Origin of the sequence: Staphylococcus sp. EZ-P03 (genome assembly GCF_003344575.1) — a bacterium.
In the GTDB taxonomy this organism is placed as follows: domain Bacteria; phylum Bacillota; class Bacilli; order Staphylococcales; family Staphylococcaceae; genus Staphylococcus; species Staphylococcus simulans_B.
Genome location: NZ_QPMO01000010.1, coordinates 59,360 through 80,623, shown reverse-complemented (window position 1 = coordinate 80,623; position 21,264 = coordinate 59,360). Strand labels below are relative to the sequence as shown.

Annotated in this window: 20 protein-coding genes; 18 read left to right on the top strand and 2 right to left on the bottom strand. The window is 32.7% G+C overall.

Features of this window, described 5'->3' with window-relative positions:
* The first annotated feature begins 79 nt into the window (after positions 1 to 79).
* Positions 80 to 847, top strand: a complete 768-nt coding sequence (locus tag DVJ99_RS06125) for a tyrosine-protein phosphatase (RefSeq protein ID WP_114603560.1) — start codon at positions 80 to 82, stop codon at positions 845 to 847.
* 43 nt (positions 848 to 890) lie between these two features.
* On the opposite strand, the gene DVJ99_RS06120 is transcribed toward DVJ99_RS06125, so the two are convergent.
* The gene (locus DVJ99_RS06120; RefSeq protein WP_114603559.1) at positions 891 to 2,609 is read right to left on the bottom strand and encodes an Rqc2 family fibronectin-binding protein; all 1,719 of its coding nucleotides are present in this window, start codon (positions 2,607 to 2,609) and stop codon (positions 891 to 893) included.
* 170 nt (positions 2,610 to 2,779) lie between these two features.
* On the opposite strand from DVJ99_RS06120, the gene gmk reads away from it, so the two are divergent.
* Together gmk and rpoZ are read left to right on the top strand one after the other, a co-directional pair.
* Positions 2,780 to 3,403, top strand: a complete 624-nt coding sequence (gene gmk / locus DVJ99_RS06115) for a guanylate kinase (RefSeq protein ID WP_105993043.1) — start codon at positions 2,780 to 2,782, stop codon at positions 3,401 to 3,403.
* On the top strand, positions 3,403 to 3,633 hold the full coding sequence (gene rpoZ / locus DVJ99_RS06110; RefSeq protein ID WP_105993042.1) for a DNA-directed RNA polymerase subunit omega: 231 nt from the start codon (positions 3,403 to 3,405) through the stop codon (positions 3,631 to 3,633). Before gmk ends, rpoZ begins: the two co-directional genes overlap by 1 nt.
* 71 nt (positions 3,634 to 3,704) lie before the next feature.
* Here rpoZ and DVJ99_RS06105 read toward each other — a convergent pair whose 3' ends face one another.
* The gene (locus tag DVJ99_RS06105; RefSeq protein ID WP_105993041.1) at positions 3,705 to 4,019 is read right to left on the bottom strand and encodes a thioredoxin family protein; all 315 of its coding nucleotides are present in this window, start codon (positions 4,017 to 4,019) and stop codon (positions 3,705 to 3,707) included.
* Positions 4,020 to 4,238: 219 nt separating this feature from the next.
* Between DVJ99_RS06105 and coaBC the strand changes: the two genes are divergently transcribed.
* From coaBC to DVJ99_RS06030, 15 genes are all read left to right on the top strand, one after another.
* Entirely contained in the window at positions 4,239 to 5,450 is a 1,212-nt protein-coding gene (gene coaBC / locus DVJ99_RS06100; protein WP_114603558.1) for a bifunctional phosphopantothenoylcysteine decarboxylase/phosphopantothenate--cysteine ligase CoaBC, read from the top strand.
* Positions 5,450 to 7,858, top strand: coding sequence for a primosomal protein N' (gene priA, locus DVJ99_RS06095; RefSeq protein WP_114603557.1), 2,409 nt, complete (start codon positions 5,450 to 5,452; stop codon positions 7,856 to 7,858). Before coaBC ends, priA begins: the two co-directional genes overlap by 1 nt.
* A 178-nt stretch (positions 7,859 to 8,036) precedes the next feature.
* Complete coding sequence (locus tag DVJ99_RS06090; protein WP_114603556.1) at positions 8,037 to 8,354, top strand: hypothetical protein; 318 nt, start codon at positions 8,037 to 8,039, stop codon at positions 8,352 to 8,354.
* Positions 8,355 to 8,640: 286 nt separating this feature from the next.
* Entirely contained in the window at positions 8,641 to 9,312 is a 672-nt protein-coding gene (locus DVJ99_RS06085; protein ID WP_114603555.1) for a Wzz/FepE/Etk N-terminal domain-containing protein, read from the top strand.
* A 15-nt stretch (positions 9,313 to 9,327) separates the two neighbouring features.
* A complete protein-coding gene (locus DVJ99_RS06080) occupies positions 9,328 to 10,020 on the top strand; it encodes a polysaccharide biosynthesis tyrosine autokinase (RefSeq protein ID WP_114603554.1) in 693 nt (230 codons plus the stop codon).
* A complete protein-coding gene (locus DVJ99_RS06075) occupies positions 10,017 to 10,787 on the top strand; it encodes a tyrosine-protein phosphatase (protein ID WP_114603553.1) in 771 nt (256 codons plus the stop codon). The genes DVJ99_RS06080 and DVJ99_RS06075 overlap by 4 nt, the downstream gene beginning before the upstream one ends.
* Before the next feature lie 87 nt (positions 10,788 to 10,874).
* Positions 10,875 to 12,176, top strand: coding sequence for an O-antigen ligase family protein (locus tag DVJ99_RS06070; RefSeq protein ID WP_114603552.1), 1,302 nt, complete (start codon positions 10,875 to 10,877; stop codon positions 12,174 to 12,176).
* Positions 12,169 to 13,542 carry an oligosaccharide flippase family protein gene (locus tag DVJ99_RS06065; RefSeq protein WP_114603551.1) on the top strand — a complete coding sequence of 458 codons (1,374 nt, stop codon included), beginning with the start codon at positions 12,169 to 12,171 and terminating at the stop codon, positions 13,540 to 13,542. Before DVJ99_RS06070 ends, DVJ99_RS06065 begins: the two co-directional genes overlap by 8 nt.
* 4 nt (positions 13,543 to 13,546) lie before the next feature.
* Positions 13,547 to 14,605 carry a glycosyltransferase gene (locus tag DVJ99_RS06060; protein WP_114603550.1) on the top strand — a complete coding sequence of 353 codons (1,059 nt, stop codon included), beginning with the start codon at positions 13,547 to 13,549 and terminating at the stop codon, positions 14,603 to 14,605.
* The gene (locus DVJ99_RS06055; protein ID WP_114603549.1) at positions 14,602 to 15,609 is read left to right on the top strand and encodes an NAD-dependent epimerase; all 1,008 of its coding nucleotides are present in this window, start codon (positions 14,602 to 14,604) and stop codon (positions 15,607 to 15,609) included. The genes DVJ99_RS06060 and DVJ99_RS06055 overlap by 4 nt, the downstream gene beginning before the upstream one ends.
* A gap of 12 nt (positions 15,610 to 15,621) precedes the next feature.
* The gene (locus tag DVJ99_RS06050; RefSeq protein WP_114603548.1) at positions 15,622 to 16,962 is read left to right on the top strand and encodes a phenylacetate--CoA ligase family protein; all 1,341 of its coding nucleotides are present in this window, start codon (positions 15,622 to 15,624) and stop codon (positions 16,960 to 16,962) included.
* Positions 16,963 to 16,977: 15 nt separating this feature from the next.
* On the top strand, positions 16,978 to 18,252 hold the full coding sequence (locus DVJ99_RS06045) for a nucleotide sugar dehydrogenase (RefSeq protein ID WP_114603547.1): 1,275 nt from the start codon (positions 16,978 to 16,980) through the stop codon (positions 18,250 to 18,252).
* Between the two features lies 1 nt (position 18,253).
* Positions 18,254 to 19,222 (top strand): ATP-grasp fold amidoligase family protein, encoded by a 969-nt coding sequence (locus tag DVJ99_RS06040; protein ID WP_114603546.1) that lies wholly within the window; start codon positions 18,254 to 18,256, stop codon positions 19,220 to 19,222.
* A complete protein-coding gene (locus tag DVJ99_RS06035) occupies positions 19,219 to 20,364 on the top strand; it encodes a glycosyltransferase family 4 protein (protein ID WP_114603545.1) in 1,146 nt (381 codons plus the stop codon). The genes DVJ99_RS06040 and DVJ99_RS06035 overlap by 4 nt, the downstream gene beginning before the upstream one ends.
* Positions 20,365 to 20,376: 12 nt before the next feature.
* Positions 20,377 to 21,264, top strand: coding sequence for an NAD-dependent epimerase/dehydratase family protein (locus DVJ99_RS06030; RefSeq protein WP_114603544.1), 888 nt, complete (start codon positions 20,377 to 20,379; stop codon positions 21,262 to 21,264).

Here is a 21,264-nt window from a genome sequence, read left to right as displayed (position 1 = left end):
AAGCAGTCATATTATAATAGAAGTAATAAATGGTACATCACAAAATGGATAGTGCTATACAACATGGAGATGAACACCAATGATAGACATGCATAACCATATATTAATCAAAGCAGATGACGGACCTCAAAATAAAGCAGAAGCCATCCAATTATTACGCCAAGCAAAAGATGAAGGTGTAACAGGAATTATTGCGACACCACATTATACTTCAACTTATAACAATACTTTCGATAAAGTTAAGTTGAAAGTAAAAGAATTATGTAAATTAAAAGAAGTGGAAGCATTAGGATTAGATATTTATCCGGGACAAGAAGTAAGAATATCAGATTATGTTTTAGATGACTTGAAATCTGGTAAAGTCAGAGGACTCAATGATTCAAATTATTTGTTGATTGAGTTTCCACCTAATGAAGTACCAGAATATACAAAACCACTCTTTAAAGCATTACAAAAAGAAGGTTATACACCAATCATTGCACATCCTGAACGTAATAGTGCAATAATGAAAGATATGAATCACTTGTATGAATTCGTAAGTGAAGGGGCATTAAGCCAAATCACTTCCGCATCTTTAGGCGGCTACTTCGGCAAAGGATTGCAACTCGCTTCCATTGAAATGATTCGTTCTAATCTTACACATTTCATCGCTTCAGATGCTCATCAATATGATTATCGGCCTTTTATTTTAAATGGATTATTTGAAGAAACAGGTTTAAAACCTATTCATCATACAATTAAAGCTTTGATTGATAATGCGGATGCGATAGTAAGTAATCGTTCTATCAATCGAAATACTCCTAAGTTGCCGACATATTCTAAAGAATTGAAAGCTTATTTGTTTTAATGAAAAACCAGTCGATGTCTGCTTTAACATCGACTGGTTTTTTTTATTTCATCTTCACTTTTTCTGCTTCACTCTTCATAGACTGAATATGGTCATAGTCAGGTGTTGCATAGAGTGTTTTTTGATTGTCGTATGTCACAAATCCAGGTTTAGCACCAGAAGGTTTGTGGACATTGCGGATTTCAGTGAAATCTACTGGGATTTGTCCTGAGCTGCCGGCTTTTGAGAAGTAGGCAGATAACATTGCGGCTTCTTCGATTGTTTTATCGCTAGGTTCATCTTCAAAGATAACAACGTGTGAGCCTGGAATATCTTTAGTATGGAACCATAGATGATGTTTACGTGCTTTTTTGTTTGTCAGATAGTCGTTTTGTTTATTGTTTTTACCCACATAGATTGTTGCGCCGTCAGTGGAACGATAAGTTTGAAGCTGCATTTGCGGTTGTTTCTTTTTCTTGCGGTTTTGACGCTGCTTCATAAAGCCTTGCTCAGCCAGCTCTTCACGGATTTCATCAATATCTTCGACAGTGATATGTGCTAATTGCTGTTCGATGGATTCGAAGTAAGCAATGTTTTCTTCAGTTAATCGAATCTGATGTTCCAACTCATGTTCACGTGTTTTTAAACGGTTATATTGTTTGTAATAATATTGCGCGTTGACAGAAGGTGATTTCGTCGGATCAAGTTTGATTGTGACTTCTTCGCCTGTGTAATAGTTTTCTGTTGTTAAAGTTGCATCGCCTTGTTGGATACGATAGATGTTTGCGGTAATAAGTTCGCCATACAGCTGCATATCTTCTTTTGATTGTGTACCTTCATACTCATCATTAAGTTTAACAAGTTTATTGCGGTTCTTTTGTAATTGCTGCTGCACAAAGCGGACTAAGTCATTAGCACGCTGTTTAACGCGTTCACGTTCACCGCGAGCGTCATAGAAGCGGTCTAATAATTCATCTAATGAATCATATGTGACGCTGTCATCATCGAACTGTTTTAAACGCATGAAGTAATAATCTTCTTTGCCTGTTTCGTGATTTTTATGGAAAATCGGGACAGGTTCAAGTTGTGTTTCTTTCATGACCTCATCGAATGCTGCGGGTAAAGTTTCAGTTGTCATGAATTGACGACGTTCTGTAATTTCTTTTGTTATCAATGGACTGAAGCCTTCAAAGTGCTGCAATAGTTGTTTAGCAATGTTGCCTTTATTAAAATCAATATATTTTAATACATCTTGTCCTGAAACTTCATAAGGATTTGTTTTATTTTGTGTCGGCGGTGCTTCATATTGGAAACCTGGCATAACTGTACGGAATTGGTTGGTGTTCGGTGTTAAATGTTTAAAACCTTCTATGATTTTTCGTTGATCATCGACTAAAATCAAGTTACTGTGTTTACCCATAATTTCTAAAATCACTGTACGATAAATTTTATCGCCGAGTTCATCTGTACTTTGTACATCGATTTCAATACGGCGGTCATTGCCGATTTGACGTATCGCTTGGATAATTCCGCCATCTAAATGTTTGCGGAAGACGCGGTTGAACATCGGAGGTTCAAATGGATTATCATATTTTTTCTTAGTAATGTGGATACGTGAGAAATTAGAGTGGATTGAAAGTAACAAAGAATTGTTTTTACGATTTTGACGAACAACCATTATAATTGTATCGTTATCAGGCTGGTTGATTTTATGAATGCGGCCGCCTTGAAGAAATTCTAATTCTTCTACCATTTTCTTTGTGAATAAGCCATCAAATGCCATAATCATTAACCACCTTTAATTATTCGTTCATAATACTACGTTCTTTCTATTGTACCATGTACAAGAGGGGCACTGCCAAAATAAGATTTTACCTTTTGACATCTATACAATTTTATTTAGAATATGGTATCATTATATAATACAACAATAGCTTAGAGAGGTCGTAAGGCATGGATAATGAAAAAGGTTTACTGATTGTCTTATCAGGTCCATCTGGAGTCGGCAAAGGTACGGTCCGCAAAGAAATATTTGATGATCCTAAAACATCATATAAATATTCTATCTCGATGACTACAAGAGAGATGCGTGAAGGCGAACAAGATGGCGTTGATTATTTTTTCAAGACAAAACGAGAATTTGAGCAGCTTATCGCACAAGATCAATTCATAGAGTATGCTGAATATGTAGGCAACTATTATGGTACACCTGTACAGTATGTAAAGGATACAATGGATGAAGGGCATGATGTCTTCTTAGAAATTGAAGTAGAAGGTGCGAAGCAAGTTCGCAAGAAATTCCCTGATGCATTATTTATCTTCCTGGCACCGCCAAGTTTAGACCACCTAAGAGAACGTTTAGTCGGCCGCGGTACAGAATCTGATGAAAAGATTCAAAGTCGTGTGAAAGAAGCACGAAAAGAAGTTGAAATGATGAATCTTTATGACTATGTCGTGGTAAACGATGAAGTGGAACTTGCGAAAGAACGTATTCAATCTATCGTAGCAGCGGAACATTTAAAACGAGAACGCATAGAAGCAAAGTATAGAAAAATGATATTGGAGGCCAAAAAATAATGTTAAACCCACCATTAAACCAATTAACTTCAAAAGTAAAATCAAAATATTTAATCGCAACAGTGGCTGCCAAACGCGCACGTGAGCTATATGATAAACCAGAAACTGCTTTAATAGAAAACTATCATTCTGTTAAAACAGTTGGCGAAGCATTAGAAGAAATCGCAGATGGCAAAATCACTCCAATCGAACCAGAATTGAATGAAAGTGAATTTGAAACAAAAGACTGATTTCAATTAGGAATAAGTATAAACAAACCCGTATGAAGCAGATAACTGCTGATACGGGTTTGTTTGCTTTATTAAGCCATTTTCAATTGTTCCATTGAGCGTTTAAGCTGATCGAAGTCAATGATACGTGCTTGTCTGTGAAACTCTCTGCCGCGGTTGAAGAGAATAACAACAGGGGATGTGAAGAGGGACAATTGTCCAGCAGCTTCTGGGATATCATTGACAATGATTTGTGCCGCAGGCACATCTATTTCATTAACGAGTGCATCGACTCTCGGCTGGTCTGCATGGCAGACTGAGCAGCCTTTTGCCATGACATATAATAAGAACTTATCTTCGTTTTCAATGTGGTGAACGATATCGCTGTATTGCTTCAAAGTCTCCATATTCAAACCTTCTTTCTTTGCTATATCGAAAGTAATCTTACGCGCTTCTTATATAAGAAGCAACTTTATTGCTTCTTGCAAAGCAAAGGACTTTTTTGACTTAGAGTGTTAAAATAAAACATGATTGATGATGAAAGATTGGGGCCATTTAAGATGGACTCATTTTTATTATAACGCCGTATACATAAAGAGAGAATGAACTTGGAGGCAATGATTGCGATGAAGAATATTTTATTGGCAGTATCAGGCGGTATTGCCGCATATAAAGCGATTGATTTAACAAGTAAATTGACACAATCAGGATTTGATGTACGTGTGATGTTGACAGAACATGCACAAGAATTTGTGACACCGCTTGCTTTCCAAGCGATTAGCCGAAATCCAGTATATACGAGTACATTCAAAGAAGAAAATCCATCAGAGATTCAGCATATTGCTTTAGGTGATTGGGCAGATGCGGTCATTGTTGCGCCAGCAACTGCTAATATTATCGGTAAGCTTGCTAACGGTATTGCTGACGATATGATTACTTCTACTTTGCTTGCGACAACAGTTCCTAAATTTATGGCACCTGCAATGAATGTGCATATGTATGAGAATCCGCGTGTGCAAGCTAATATGCAAGTACTCGCTGAAGACGGCTATCATTTCGCTGAACCTGGAGAAGGGTTCTTAGCCTGCGGCTATGTCGCAAAAGGGCGTATGATGGAACCATTGGATATTATTGCTTTTGTGAGACAAACAATGGATGAAACTACAACACAGAGTCAACCCAATGAAACTGATTGGTTCTATGGCAAACAAGTTTTAGTTACTGCAGGACCTACGGTCGAAGTTATTGATCCTGTTCGATTTGTTTCTAACAGAGCATCTGGCAAGATGGGCTATGCTTTAGCAGATGCATTACAAAAAAGAGGCGCAAAAGTGACCTTAGTCAGCGGGCCGACTTACTTAACACCGCCAGACAATGTAGACTTTGTACCTGTAATGAGTGCAGAAGATATGTTTAATGCGGTAACTGAACGTTTTGAAACACAGGATTTTGTCTTCAAAACAGCCGCAGTTTCGGATTATAAACCTGCAGAACAATTAGAGCATAAAATGAAGAAACAAGATGGCGATTTAACGATCGCATTTACAAGAACGCAAGATATTTTGAAATATTTAGGTGAACATAAAACACACCAAAAACTTATCGGGTTCGCAGCTGAGACGCAAGAAGTCGAAAAGTATGCGAAGGACAAATTAGAACGAAAAAATGCAGATGTAATTATTGCTAACAATGTCGGAGATACATCTATCGGATTCAACTCTGATGATAATGAAGTAACGCTTTTCTTTAAGAGCGGAGAAGCTGTGAATATAGAGAAAGGCAAAAAGCAGGCACTTGCCGGCAGAATCTTAGAAGAATTAGAACGTAGGTGGAAATAATGTACGCAAAGGTTATCGTTGATGTACCAGCTAAAAACGTAGACTTTACCTTTGATTATTTAATACCAGAACGACTCGCACCCATCATTCAAGTTGGTGTGCGAGTCGTTGTTCCCTTTGGACCAAGAACGATTCAAGGGTATGTCATGGAAATAACTGAGGAACCAGATCCTAATTTGGATTTAACAAAGTTAAAGTCGATTAAAGAAATACAAGATATTAAACCAGAATTAACACCTGAACTCGTGGATTTAAGTGCATGGTACGGAAAGTATCATGTCACAAAACGTATTTCAATATTAGAGGCAATGCTTCCAAGTGCGATTAAAGCAAGATATACAAAAGTATTTGAAATCGTTGAAGATGAACAAATTCCAAAAGATTTATTAAAACGTTTCAATAAAGAAGGACATTATGCATATAAAGCGGCTCAGCAAAATGGGGATTTAGAACGCTTAGTCCCATTATTAAATGAAGGCAGTGTTCGTGAAGAAACATTGCTCTCTCAAAATACTAAAAAGAAAACACAGCGCTCTATACGTATAAGAGACGATCATAGTCCAGATGAAGTCTTAGGTATGTTGGAACGCTATCCTAAACAATACGATGTGTATGCCTATTTATTAGATGCACAAAACAGAGATGTGCCTATAAAAGAAATTGAAGAGGTCGGATTATCGGCTTCAAGTGTTAAAACATTAGAACGTAATGGATGGATTGAAAAATATGACGCGATTGTAGAACGCGATCCTTATGCTTCAAGAGTGTTTGAACAAGAGGCTAAAAGACAACTGACACCTGGTCAACAAGTAGCTTATGATGCGATTAAAGAGGTCATAGATGAAGAAAAACAAGCGACCTTCTTATTACATGGTGTGACAGGTTCCGGTAAAACAGAAGTGTATTTACAAACGATTGAAGCAGTATTAGCACAAGGTAAACAAGCGATGATGCTGGTACCGGAAATTGCATTAACACCGCAAATGGTATTGCGCTTTAAGCGCAGATTTGGTGATGAAGTGGCTGTACTGCACTCTGCGTTATCTAAAGGCGAACGTTATGATGAATGGCAGAAAATCCGAGATGGCCGAGCTCAAGTCAGTGTCGGTGCACGTTCAAGTGTATTCGCACCGTTTAAAAATCTCGGTATGATTATCATTGATGAGGAGCATGAAGCCACATACAAACAAGAAGATTATCCACGTTATCATGCAAAAGAAATTGCATTATGGCGTGCAGAGTATCACAATTGTCCATTGATATTAGGAAGTGCTACACCAAGTTTAGAATCATATGCACGTGCCGAAAAAGGTGTGTATCACTTATTAAGTTTGCCGGATCGTGTCAATAATCAACCGCTTCCCGCCATCAACATCGTAGACATGCGTGACGAACTAGCAAATGGCAATCGTTCTATGTTCTCTACACAATTACGCGAAGCTATCGAAGATAGATTATCTCGCAATGAACAAATCGTTCTATTCTTAAACCAACGCGGCTATTCATCCTTTATCTTATGTCGTGACTGCGGTCATGTGCCGCAATGTCCGAATTGTGATATATCGCTGACTTATCACAAATCGAGCGACAAATTAAAATGTCATTATTGCGGCTATGAAGAAACACCTCCCAATAAATGTCCTAACTGCGAAAGCGAACACATTCGACAAATGGGGACAGGAACACAACGTGTCGAGGAATTATTGAATCGTGAATTTGAAGATGCGAAGATTATTCGGATGGATGCTGATACGACATCTAGAAAAGGTGCTCACGAAAAACTATTGAATGAATTCGGAGAAGGCAAAGGTGACATCCTTTTAGGTACGCAAATGATTGCGAAAGGACTCGACTTCCCGAATATCACACTTGTTGGTGTGCTTAATGCGGATACTATGCTGAACTTGCCGGATTTTCGTGCAAGTGAACGTACGTTCCAGCTGTTAACACAAGTTGCTGGGCGTGCAGGAAGACACGAAAAAGAAGGGGAAGTCATTATACAAACTTATAATCCGGATCACTATGCTATTAAAGATGTACAATTAAATGACTATCTCTCTTTCTATCATAAAGAAATGAAATATCGCCAAATCGGAAAATATCCACCGTATTATTTCTTAATCAACTTCACTATTTCGCACCAAAATATGAAAGAAGTCATGCAAGCTGCAGCACATGTGCATAAAATATTATTACAACATCTGACGGATAGAGCTTTGATATTAGGACCTTCTCCTGCAGCGATTGCCAGAATCAATAGAGAATACCGCTTCCAAGTCCTAGTCAAATACAAAAGCGAACCAGAGCTGCACAAAGCATTGCAGTATTTAGATGACTTTTATCATGAACGTTATATTAAAGACAAACTCTCATTAAAAATTGATATTAATCCATATGTCATGATGTAAATAAAAGGCAAACCTTGTTTCTGAACAGAAAGGGGTTTGCCTTTTTAAATGTAACGGCTATTTCATCATTTATTTGCGCATACCTACAATTAATTTTTGAATCAAAATTTAAAAAGAGACAAATACGCACAAAAAGGAAGCGGTTTTCGTGTATAATATTTAATCAAGGAGTGATTAAATGATCCTACTCAAAACGTTTATCATTGCATTTTCAGTATTTACATTTTTATCTGCAATACTCATGTTGACACGTAATCCGAAATTACCTAAAATCGTTTTAATCTTATTGATTGCAGGGAGTATCTTATTAGATATCGGTGCACTTATCGCTGGCTTTGTACCAGCGCTCATCATGCTGATAATTGGTCTAGCGATGATCCAAATCGGCATCGGTATTTACCAAAAGAAAACATTCGGCAAAGTTATATTCTTAGCACAAAGTGTACGATTTGTGGTTAGTGTCTTAATTATCGTATTTTTTGTTGTATTGCAATAAAGAATAACGTGACTGTTTAAAAGTCTAATTTAAAAAACTGCGTGAAAGAAGTTAAACAACTACTTTCACGCAGTTTTTGTATTAATAACAAATAAATACCAATTAAAGATGAAGAAATTAGTAATGGTAAGTGTTTATTTGTGAAATGATACTTGAATGTTAAAAATATTACAGAGAGATTTTGATTGTAAAAATATTTGAAATTTGTTTCAAAAGCATCATGTTATCCTATATAATGTAAAATATACGTTAAGTAATATGAATAATACATATATCGGAGGTTATTATGGAAAAGACTACTGACATTGGTAAAGTGATGGCAGCTTTAAAGAAACATCTTAAGTTGTTACTTATCTTACCGGCAATTTTTTTGATATTAAGCTTAGTGATAAGTTTTTTTGTGATACAACCAAGATATTCAGCAACAACGCAAGTTCTTGTTAACCAAAAAGAATCAAATAATGACATGATGGCACAACAAGTACAATCTAATATTCAACTTGTCAAAACATATTCAGAAATTATAAAAAGTCCTAGGATTTTAGATGAAGTTTCTAAAAAAATGAATAATAAATATTCTAGTAAAGAAATTTCGGGAATGCTAAATGTGAGTACTCAGGCAGAATCTCAAATAATGAATATAAAAGTTGAAGGTAAAAGTAAGAAGGATGCTGTAAAAGTAGCAAATACAATTTCTAAAGTATTTAGTGACGATGCAAGTAAAATTATGAATATTGATAACGTTTCTACACTTTCAAAAGCAGAAACTGCCAAAAAAGTTGCACCTAAACCACTTACTAATGCAATTATAGGTGTATTTATTGGAATAGTTATTGCTTTAATAATCATTTTAATAGTTGAATTATTGGATAGAAGAATTAAAACTGAAGAAGATGTGCAAGAAATTTTAGATTTACCAGTTTTAGGATCAATTCCTGATTTTGATAAGAATAAATAAAGGAGAAGATAGAAAATGAAAATTAGTGATAAAACGAATACGAATTCCTTAATTACTCACACTAATCCTAAATCAGTTATAAGTGAAAAATTTAGGGGAATTAGATCTAACATTATGTTTTCTACTGCAGGCAATGATGTCAAAACGTTAGTGGTCACATCAGAACAACCAACGGTTGGGAAGTCTTTAATCTCTGCGAATCTTGCAATTGCGTATGCTCAAGCTGGATATAAAACTTTGCTAATGGATGGGGATATGAGAAAACCTACTCAACATTATTTATTTAATTCTCCTAATATCGATGGTCTTTCAAATTTAATTATAAATAAAACTTACATTAAAAAGGCTGTTTATAATACAGAAATTGATAATTTAGACCTAATAACTTCTGGTCCTATACCACCTAATCCTTCAGAATTGATTGGATCATTACAATTTCAAAAGGTTTTAGAGGAATTAAATGAAGTATACGACTTTGTTGTAATTGATACACCTCCTGTCAACACTGTCACAGATGCACAACTTTATGCTGAAATTAGTGGCTATGTTGCACTGGTGGTTAATGTTAAAAGTAACGAACGCAAGGCTGTGTTAAAAAGTAAAGAATTAATTCAAAAAACAGGAGCAAAAATTTTGGGAGTTGTGTTAAACAAAACAGAACATGATAAATCATCAAGCTATTATGCATATTACGGTGAAGAAGAATGATTGACATCCATAATCACATTATACCAAATGTAGATGATGGTCCTGTGAGTCAAGAAGAAACAATTGAATTAATCAAACAAGCAGCAGAACAAGGAATTAGTGGGATTGTGGCTACGCCACACCATTTACATCATAAATATAATAATAATTTTAGTGATGTTGAAAGGTATGTCGACAAGTTAAATCAAACAGAAAAGATAAAAGAAATTGGAGTTACAATTTATCCAGGTCAGGAAATAAGAGTGAGTGATCAATTATTAGTAGACTTAGATAAAGGAGAAATAAAAGGTCTTAACAACTCTAATTATTTATTACTTGAGTTACCTACCAATCATGTTCCCAACTTCATTTGGAATTTGATTTACGAAGTGCAAACGAGAGGGTATACACCAATCATAGTACATCCAGAACGAAATAAACTGATTGCCCAAGATATTAATATTTTATATAAATTAGTTAATGTAGGGGCATTGAGTCAGATAACTGCATCTTCTTTGACTGGAGATATGGGGAAAAAATTACAGAAAATATCAATAAATATGCTGGAGCATAAATTGGTTCATTTTATTGCATCAGATGCACATAGTACTCATACACGTCCGTTTTGTGCAGACAATATGTTTCGAAACAAAAAACTTAAGAAATTCGAGTCAGTTATTCAAACTCTTTATTTAAATAACGAAAATCTAATACACAATAAAAATATAAATAAAGAGAGACCAATTGAAAATAGGCCGAAGAAGCTATTTGGATTTTTTTCTAAATAATATTAGAAATGTTACTTTATGAAAAAGATATGCAGAGGTTGATCGATTTCATTTAAAGTAATACATAATGAAAAGGAAAGGAAAGATATGAAAAAAACTTTATTTTACATTAACCTATTCCTTATATTTATATTGCAATTTATAAGTGAGGTAGTAAGTCCGATTCCAACAGTGGTATTTGGTATCCTATGTATTACTGCATTTTTATTAGTAAGCACTAGCCACTTAATGGGACTATATTTGTTCTTAATACCATTGTCTAGTGGAATGGTTTTATATTTAACAAACGTTCTTTTTCTAATTTTTATTATTATTCATTTTAGAGGTAAATTAGACGCAAATAAAAATTTCATCATAATATCACTTCTAATTCTATTCGAAAGCATACATGTTTTTATAAATGTTAACTTAGGCTTGGATGAAAGTATTATCAAATTATTAGGTTTTTCAGCATGCTTGCTTTTGTTTGGCTTTATAAAGACATTAGCAAAAAATATCAATGTTACTGCAACATTAAATTTTTTAATTGCAGGTGTTTTAGGGTTTATATTAATTACAACAGGTATCTATATGTTTAAATACAATATAAGCACTTTCTTTACAGAAATAAAGCGTTTCGGTTTTGTCCCTTATAAAAAAGAAGAAGGATTAGAAGGATTGATAATTAATCCTAATACAGTAGGCAAATATTGTGCGTTTATCATTTCTTCAATTTTGACGCTAAACTATTTTAGAATTATAAAATTGAATCTATTAAGGATATCCATTATAACTGTGTTTTCTATTGTTGGACTATTAACGCTTTCTAGATCGTTTTTATTGGTAATGATTTTAATTTTGGTAATGTATTTATGGTTTAGTATTAGAAGCGGAAGAGTCTTTCCGGTTTTTGTATTTGGAGTAGTTCTTACAATATTTGCAGTAATATTAATTACTAATACAGAATTATATATGTCTTTAACGAATCGGATATTTGAATCAGACGATATAAGTGGATCAAGGTTTACTATTTATTCAATTTATATAAGCATATTAATGAGCAATGGATGGTTACTTTTGTTTGGAACTGGAATGCAAAATTATGTTGAAAAATATGCAAAATATGATTATTTAATTGACCAAGCAACTCATAATATTCTTTTAGAAGTTGTTTCAATATGGGGAGTAATAGGCTTATTATTGGTGGCCTTACTTTTGGTAAGAATATTGAGCAACTCTATGTTAGGTAATATAAGAAGCATAGACAGATATATACTTCTTCTACCATTTTTTGTCGTAATCATTTCGGCATTATTCGGGCAATTTTTCATATCATATTATCATACATTTGGCATTGCAATTTTCAGTTTAGTTATTTTATCTAGTAATGGAGTAGTGAAAAATGATTAAAGATAGTTTTTACTATTTGCTTTCTAAAGGTTTGCCCGCAATTTTGAGTTTTGCAGTACTTTTTTTGTATTTAACTAATATGAATCCAAAAGATTATGGTTTTTTCAGTGTTACCATTCTTACTGTTGGGCTTGTAAATATTGTAACATCTCAATGGGTACGATCTGGAATGCTAAGGTACTACAATGAGCAAAATGGGGTAATGAACACTGCAATTTCAGTACAGTTTCTAATCATTGCATTACTATCTATTATTGCAATGACAATAATGATAAGTCTTAAATTGAATATTCTTTCTTCATTTTTAATACTTATTATCCTAATGAGCTTTATAGTAAATGAGTTTTTAAATAATTATTTTAGAGTCAAAATAATGCCAAAGACCATTTTAAATGGAAATCTAATCAAAAATATAATTTATGTATTGGTTTTAGCTGCGACTTGGCTGATTTCTAAAAAGATCACATTGAATGAAGCATTTATCAGTTTCTTAGCAGGCCTAATTCTATCTAACTTATACTTTTTTTGTTTTTTCAACGATAAAGTAAACTTTAAAATAAATCGAAATTTATTGAAAGTATTTATGGTTTATGGTCTTCCGTTAACTGTTTCATTTGCATTGGGAGTACTACTTCAAAATATTGATAAGTATATGATTACATATCAATTAGGAGTTACTAAAACAGGTGACTATTCTTTAGTTTATGATTTTGTACATAATTCTCTATACATGGTAATGGGAGCTTTAGGTATGGCATCATTGCCAAGAATCTTGAAGATTACATCAATAGAAGAAAGAATTAAAAGCTTTAATAAGTATGTTATGTTCTTGTATTTAATTTCAATACCATTTGTTGGAATGTTTTTTGCAGTTTCACCGGATTTAGCTAAAATTTTTGGCAAATTTGGATATGATACAACAGCACTTATTCTAATAATGATTGTTACATTAACATTCATACATGGTATTAATTCTTTCGTATATGGACAAGCGATACAAATGATGGAAAACACAAAAATAATATTTATTCCCGCAGCTATTGCTGTAGTTATTAACATAGTGTTAAATCTGATTTTACTACCGAGATTAGGTCTAATAAGTGCAGCGATATCTGGGGTGATAGCTTTTCTTGCTTCTAATATACTATTATACAAGTTAATTGCTCAAAAACTTCCGTTGAAATTCTTACCTAACAAAATAGGGAGTGTGTTAATAGTAATGATCATTGGAACCATTCCAATTTTCTTTATTCACTTCAATAATATGTTTGTCAGTCTATTTGTGAAAATAATTTTGTCATTAGGAATTCAAATGGTTATATTTTATATTTTAATAAAAACAAAAAAGCTTAATTTGAGAGGGTGAAATAATGCGTATTGTACATGTCATTACCAGCTTAGAAAGTGGTGGTGCAGAGCGAATGTTATCAAATTTAGTCAATTATGATACCGACAATGAACATATTATAGTTACACTATTAAAAACGGAACAGCATTATTCAATTAGCAACAGGGTGAAAATAATACCAATTGATTTATCAAATGGTATTATAGATAAAATAAAAAGTATTTTTATTTTGAATAAAATAGTAAGACAGTTAAAGCCTAATGTAATTCAAACTTGGATGAAGTCAAATTTCTTTGCGCCAATTATAAAATTTTTCAATAAAGACTCGTTGGTTTTTTTAAACATCAGGCACGGTGTCAATAAAAAGTATAACTGTATAAAAAGTTTAATCGAAAAAAGATATTTAGGATATTCAGATGGAACGATTTTTGTATCAAACTCTGCTTATAAAGAGTTTGAAAATATTGGAGTTTCATTTAAAAATTATATTATTATCCCTAATGGTTTTCAAAAAAGATCATATGATTATAATTCACCTGACTGTAATCTTCCACTTACTTTTGGATATGTTGGAAGATGCCATAGAATTAAAAACCAAGATTTATTAATTTCTGGCTTTAACAAGTTTGCTAGAGGTAAAAAGGTTTTATTGTTGATTGCTGGAAAAGGCATGGAGTTTAAGAAGTTTAAACATTTAATCGATGAGGAAAACAAACATAAATTCAAATGGCTTGGAGAAATTAAAGATACGTATGAGCTTTATCAAGAAATTAATGCTTTAATACTTACTTCTAGGAGTGAAGGATTTCCAAATGTAATTGGTGAAGCAATGTCAATAGGTGTTCCAGTTGTTACTACAGATGCTGGTGAGAGCTATAAAATAATCGGCGATACTGGTTTTAAGATAAAATCTAATATTGATTCGCTAACAGAAACTTTAAATTATATTTATACTCACCAAGAGGAGATGAAAGTTAAATCTTATAATGCATACAAAAGAATTAGTGACAATTATTCTATTGAAGTAATAGTTAATCAATATAAGCAATATTATAATCAAAAATTGGAGGCTAAAAAATGAAAGTATTAATTACAGGTGCAGCAGGTTTTATCGGTTCACATCTTGCGAAAAAATTAATTAGTCAAGGTCACGAAATTATAGGTGTGGATAACATCAATGATTATTATGATCCTAAGTTAAAAGAGGATAGACTGAAATCAATCGGTACAGATAACTTTACATTCTATAAAGTGACTTTGGAAGATGCAGACAAGTTAGAAGATGTTTTCAAAGAACAGCATCCTGATGTCGTTGTGAATTTAGCAGCACAAGCAGGCGTAAGATATAGTTTAGAAAACCCAAGAGCTTACATTGATTCTAATATAGTAGGGTTTGTGAACATTCTTGAATGTTGCAGACACTATGACGTTAAACATTTAATTTATGCTTCATCTAGTTCTGTTTATGGAGCAAATACTTCTAAGCCATTCTCAACTTCAGACAACATAGATCATCCTCTAAGTTTATATGCCGCAACTAAGAAATCCAATGAGCTAATGGCGCACACATATAGCCATTTATATAATTTACCAACAACAGGATTAAGATTCTTCACAGTATATGGTCCATGGGGCAGACCAGATATGGCTCTATTTAAATTTACAAAAGCAATTGTTAATGATGAAACTATAGATGTCTACAACCACGGTAATATGATGAGAGATTTTACTTATGTAGATGATATTGTTGAAGCAATTAGTCGACTAGTTAAAAAACCTGCTCAACCAAATCCAGATTGGAGTGGAGCGCATCCAGATCCAAGCTCATCCTATGCACCATACAAAATTTATAACATTGGTAACAACAGCCCAGTAAGATTAATGGAATTTGTTGAAGCAATCGAAAACAAACTAAATAAAACAGCTAAGAAAAATTATATGGATTTACAACCTGGCGATGTTCCAGAAACTTATGCAAATGTAGATGATTTATTCAGAGATATAAATTTCAAACCAGAAACAACGATTCAAGATGGTGTAAATAAGTTTATCGATTGGTATTTAGATTACTACTCTATTAAATAAGGGAAGATTGCAATGTTAGAATATATATATAATCATTCACCAATTTGGTTTCAAAACCTTATGGTATCTGTAAAAGGAAAACAATTTATTAAACAAAGATATACAAAGGCTTATTATGAAGAGTTAGAAGTGTTGCGAAATGCTGATGATAAATTTGCATTGCAACAAGAAAGACTGAATGATTTCTATAATTATGTTCGAAATAATAGTCAATATTTCAAGGAAGTATTACCAGAATTTGATAAAGAATTCACAGTAGAAGACCTTAAGAAAATACCAATAATGGATAAAGAAACAATTAGAAAAAATATCGATACTATGGTCACTCGTAAAGAAAAACTTATTCCGATGCAAACTGGCGGATCAACAGGTAAAAGCTTGGAATACTATACGCATCCTATTGATATGTCTAGAAAAATTGCATATTTGGATTATTTTAAAGAACAGCATGGTGTATACAAAGGAATGCGAAGAGTAAGCGTCGGCGGTAAAATCTTAATTCCGAATAATCAGAAGAAAAAAGTGTTTTGGAGGTTTAATAAACCTTTAAATCAATTGATGATATCTGCTTATCATGCGGATGGTGAAAATCTAAAGTATTACGTTGAAAAATTAAACAAATTCAAACCTGAAACTTTAGATGGCTATACGACAGTACTTCATCGAATTGCTCAATATATAAATAGTAATGAAATACGTCTTAGATTTAAACCTATTGCTATTTTTCCAACTGCGGAAGCTTTAACTGATGAAATGAAATCAGACATTGAACGTGCATTCAATTGTCCGGTAAGAAATCAGTACGCTTCATCTGAGGGTGCACCGTTTATAACTGAGAATACACATGGCGAACTGGAAATCAATCCAGAAACTGGTGTCTTTGAGTTAGAACATATTAAAGATAATATTTACGAGTTGGTTGTTACTGGTTTTTATACGACTACAACACCATTAATCAGATATAAAATCGGAGATTCTATTGAACTTTCCGAACCTTTAGATGTAAACTACAATCAAAAAGATATTAAAATAAAAAGAATTATTGGTAGAAACAATGATTTTCTGAATTCTAATGAACGTGGGATTGTAACTAATGTAAACATGTCTACTGCTGTACGTGCGGCAGGCACTAAAATTATTCAATCTCAGTTTATACAAAATAAATTGAATGAAATTATTGTTAATTTAGTTGTAGAGGAAGAAACTAATAGGAAAGATTTAGAGAAAGTTTTAACTGAACAGCTAAAAATAAGGTTTGGAAATACTACTAAATTTAAATATTATTACTTCGATGAAATACCGAAAACAGCAGGTGGAAAAACTAGGTTCACCATAAATAACATAGAGAAATAGAAATGGGGAATTGTTTTGGATAGAAAGATAGCAGTTGTTGGATTAGGATATGTGGGTTTACCGGTAGCGGTAGCATTTGGCAAAAAGAATTCTGTAATAGGTTTTGATATTAATCCTACAAGAATTAAAGAATTAAAGGACAATCACGATAGAACCAATGAAGTAACAACTGAAGATTTAAAAGTATCTGATGTAGAGTTTACAGATAGTATTGATACTTTAAGTAAAGCTGATTTTATTATTGTAGCAGTACCAACTCCAATTAATAAGCACAATCAACCTGATTTAACACCATTAATCAGCGCTAGCAAAACTGTAGGTAAAGCATTGAAAAAAGGTACAATTGTCGTCTTCGAATCTACGGTGTACCCTGGTGCTACTGAAGAAGAATGTGTACCAGTGCTTGAAAACAATTCAGGTTTAAAAGCTGGAGAAGATTTCTTTGTTGGTTATTCACCTGAACGTATTAATCCAGGAGATAAAGAACATACGTTTGAAACAATTACTAAAGTTGTTTCTGGCCAAACACCTGAAGTGTTAAATATTGTGGCTGATGTCTATGGATCAGTTGTTAAAGCAGGTATTCATAAAGCATCTTCTATTAAAGTTGCGGAAGCAGCAAAAGTTATTGAAAATACGCAACGTGACGTTAATATCGCATTAATGAATGAATTTGCGGTTATCTTTGATAAAGTTGGTATTGATACAAACGCTGTGCTGGCGGCATCAGGTACTAAATGGAATTTCTTAAACTTTAAGCCTGGGTTAGTAGGTGGACACTGTATTGGAGTTGATCCATACTACTTAACTCATAAAGCACAAGAATTAGGACACCATCCCGAAATTATTCTTGCAGGCAGAAGAATCAATGACAATATGTCAAAACATGTTGCATCTAACATCATCAAAGAACTAATAAAAAAAGGTATCAACGTTCAAGATGCTTCTATAAATTTATTAGGACTTACATTCAAAGAGAATTGTCCTGATTTAAGAAATACGAAAGTTATTGATATTGTTAGAGAATTAGAAGACTATGGTCTTAAAATTAATGTGAATGATGTTGAAGCAGATAATGACACTGCTAAAGTCTTATATGATATTGATTTAGTTTCTAAAGAAAAATTACCGAAGACGGATGCATTAATTTTTGCTGTGCCTCATAGAGACTATCTTGAAAATAAAGATGAGTATCTTGATTTACTTTCAGATAACGGTATTGTTTTTGATATAAAAGGTATTGTTCAAGCAGATGAATTAAAAGATAACCAAAGCATTTGGAGACTGTAACATGTTAGTTAATCTTAAAAATAAAATGAAAAAAAAGCTGAATAGTGGTTCTACAAAGAAATTATATGAGTTTCTCAGTTATTTGAGAATGAAATATTATAGCAGGTTATCTGATAAGGATTTTTTAAAAAAGAACATAAAACAGAAAACGGGTTTAAATGTTGATTTAGACAATCCTAAAATGCTTTGTGAAAAGATATTATGGATTAAGTATATGTATAGAAACCCTTTAATGACAAAATGTACAGATAAATTTGAAGTTAGAAATTATGTTGAAAACAAAGGTTATGGTGACATTTTAGGAGAAATAATTGGTGTTTATGATAATACTGATGATATTGATATAGACTCATTACCAGAAAAAACCTTTTGGAAAAGTACACACGCTTCAGGGATAAATCAAATTGTAATTAAAGGGCAGACAGATTATAAAAAAACAGCAAAATTATTTGAACATGGTAAAAAGGTTAACTATTATAACCGATCAAGAGAATGGAATTATAAACATGTAAAACCTAGAATTCTTATAGAACCACTTTTAGATATGACAATATATGAGGACTATAAGTTTTTTGTCATTGATGGGAACGTTGAATACTTTGCTATTGCTAAAGGTATTAATGATGCTAGTGGTAATCAAAATATAAACTCTAAATTTAATCTTTATGATATTAATTTCAATCCTATGCATACGTATGTAAAAAGGGCGACTTTTGATGATACTAATTATGTTTTTAGTAAAAGATTAAATGAAATGATAAGTATTGCTGAAGATTTAGCATCTCCCTTTCCATTTTGCAGAGTTGATTTTTTAACAAATGAAAATAATATTTATTTTGGAGAAATTACATTTTTCCCTACCGGTGGGAATATGGTTTTATATCCATTAGAGTTAGAGTATTTCTACGGAAAAAAATTAGATTTATCTAATATTAATAGTAAATATTTAAAAGAGGAGGTAGAAACTTGAAAATAGCTCAGGTCACAGCAATTGATATGACAATGAATAACTTTTTAACGCCTCTAAACAAAGGTTCTAAAGATGCTGGCTATGAGGTTCATTGTATATGTTCAAAAGGCCCTTATGAACAAGAAATTAAGAATAATGGATTTGCATTTCATGATATTAAGATAGATAGAAAAATCGATCCAATAAGCAATTTAAAATCAATTATGATGATGGTTAAAGCTTTTAAAGTTATTAAACCTGATATTGTTCATGTCCATACACCAGTTGCTGCGGTTTTAGGTAGAATTGCAGCAAAAATCGCTAAGGTGCCAACTATAATTTATTCAGCTCATGGCTTTTACTTTCATGAGGGTATGTCAAAAAATAAGTACAGGTTATTCTTTAATATTGAAAAATATATTGGAAGATATTTTACTGATTATATTTTCACCCAAAGTTTGGAAGATTATGAAGTAGCAAAAAACAATCAATTTTTAAAAAACAAGTCGAACTATGTACATATAAGTAATGGTATCGATCTTGATGAGAAGTTTAATGTTGATAACTTTAGTGATGAACAAGACACTAAATTGAGAGAACAATATGGAATTAAAAAAGATGATTTAGTTGTTTCTTTTATTGGACGCTTAGTCAAAGAAAAAGGAATAATTGATTTATTGGAAGCTTATAATAATTTGAATATAAAAAACGTAAAGTTTGTAATCATAGGTAGTCTACCCCAAGGCGAAAGAGATATTGAGACGTACGAGTTAATTCAAAAGTATGAAAGTAATGAAAATATTATTTTTACAGGTCAAATTACTAATGTCAATGAACATTTATTTATGAGCGATATTTTCTGTCTGCCTTCTTATCGTGAGGGAATGCCGCGTTCTATTATTGAAGCTATGGCAATGAAAAATGCAGTTTTGGCTACTAACATTCGTGGTTCTAGAGAAGAAGTAATTCATGGGGAAACTGGCTACTTATTCCCAGTTAATTCTAGTAAATCTATCGCTACATATATTAGTGAATTAGCAAACGATAAAGCTTTGCTTGATGAAATGAAAAATAATGGATTAGAAAGAGCAAAAGCACTTTATGACGAAAATAAAGTAGTTAACAAGCAACTTGATATATTTAAACAATGTACAAAGCGATAGGAGGTGCAATAGATGAATTTATTAGTAACAGGTGCAACTGGACATTCAGGTAAATTGTTCCTTGAAAGTTTGAATGATAAACCTGCAAAATATGATGAAGTACATGTCGTAACAAGAAAGCACACCAAAAATGAATTTTCTGATTTAACAAACTTGAATATTATTCAACATGTGGGAGATTTACAAGACGAGGAGTTTGTAAATCAAATTACACAAAACATCGATACTGTATTACATATTGCAGGTATTCAAATGAGTAGGAACATTTTTAAATCAGCAATTAAAAATAAGGTAGATTGGGTAATTGCTGTTCATACAACAGGTCGTTACTCAAAGTTTAAATCAGCTTCTGCTGAATATATTGAAATAGAAGACAATCTTTTGAAACATAGAGATAAAATTAATATGACTATACTAAGACCTACTATGATTTATGGATCAGTGAGAGATAGAAATATGTACAGACTTATTAAGTTTATTGATAAATATCCAATCTTTCCAATTTTTGGTAACGGAAACAATTTAATGCAACCAGTATCCGGACGTGATTTGGCTAAAGCATATTTAAGCGTGATTGAAAACAAGGATATAACAGTCAACAAAAACTATAATTTATCAGGTAGATATCCAATCAAGTACAAAAACTTGATAAAAACGATAGCTGAAAAACTCGATAAAAACATTAAATTGATAAAAGTTCCTATATTTCTTTCATACTATGGCGTTCTATTTGCCGAAAAGATAATTCCTAGATTTCCTTTAAATGAGGAACAAATTTTAAGAATGAAAGAAGACAAAGATTTTACTCATATTGCTGCACAAAAAGATTTTGGATATAATCCTGAAAGTTTTGATGAGGGTATTGAACTTGAAATTAAAGAGTATAGAGGGGAAAAGTAA

Coding starts and splice junctions, on each gene's coding strand:
- DVJ99_RS06125 (WP_114603560.1), top strand. CDS start 80: ATGATAGACATGCATAACCATATATTAATCAAAGCAGATGACGGACCT.
- DVJ99_RS06120 (WP_114603559.1), bottom strand. CDS start 2,609: ATGGCATTTGATGGCTTATTCACAAAGAAAATGGTAGAAGAATTAGAA.
- gmk (WP_105993043.1), top strand. CDS start 2,780: ATGGATAATGAAAAAGGTTTACTGATTGTCTTATCAGGTCCATCTGGA.
- rpoZ (WP_105993042.1), top strand. CDS start 3,403: ATGTTAAACCCACCATTAAACCAATTAACTTCAAAAGTAAAATCAAAA.
- DVJ99_RS06105 (WP_105993041.1), bottom strand. CDS start 4,019: ATGGAGACTTTGAAGCAATACAGCGATATCGTTCACCACATTGAAAAC.
- coaBC (WP_114603558.1), top strand. CDS start 4,239: ATGAAGAATATTTTATTGGCAGTATCAGGCGGTATTGCCGCATATAAA.
- priA (WP_114603557.1), top strand. CDS start 5,450: ATGTACGCAAAGGTTATCGTTGATGTACCAGCTAAAAACGTAGACTTT.
- DVJ99_RS06090 (WP_114603556.1), top strand. CDS start 8,037: ATGATCCTACTCAAAACGTTTATCATTGCATTTTCAGTATTTACATTT.
- DVJ99_RS06085 (WP_114603555.1), top strand. CDS start 8,641: ATGGAAAAGACTACTGACATTGGTAAAGTGATGGCAGCTTTAAAGAAA.
- DVJ99_RS06080 (WP_114603554.1), top strand. CDS start 9,328: ATGAAAATTAGTGATAAAACGAATACGAATTCCTTAATTACTCACACT.
- DVJ99_RS06075 (WP_114603553.1), top strand. CDS start 10,017: ATGATTGACATCCATAATCACATTATACCAAATGTAGATGATGGTCCT.
- DVJ99_RS06070 (WP_114603552.1), top strand. CDS start 10,875: ATGAAAAAAACTTTATTTTACATTAACCTATTCCTTATATTTATATTG.
- DVJ99_RS06065 (WP_114603551.1), top strand. CDS start 12,169: ATGATTAAAGATAGTTTTTACTATTTGCTTTCTAAAGGTTTGCCCGCA.
- DVJ99_RS06060 (WP_114603550.1), top strand. CDS start 13,547: ATGCGTATTGTACATGTCATTACCAGCTTAGAAAGTGGTGGTGCAGAG.
- DVJ99_RS06055 (WP_114603549.1), top strand. CDS start 14,602: ATGAAAGTATTAATTACAGGTGCAGCAGGTTTTATCGGTTCACATCTT.
- DVJ99_RS06050 (WP_114603548.1), top strand. CDS start 15,622: ATGTTAGAATATATATATAATCATTCACCAATTTGGTTTCAAAACCTT.
- DVJ99_RS06040 (WP_114603546.1), top strand. CDS start 18,254: ATGTTAGTTAATCTTAAAAATAAAATGAAAAAAAAGCTGAATAGTGGT.
- DVJ99_RS06030 (WP_114603544.1), top strand. CDS start 20,377: ATGAATTTATTAGTAACAGGTGCAACTGGACATTCAGGTAAATTGTTC.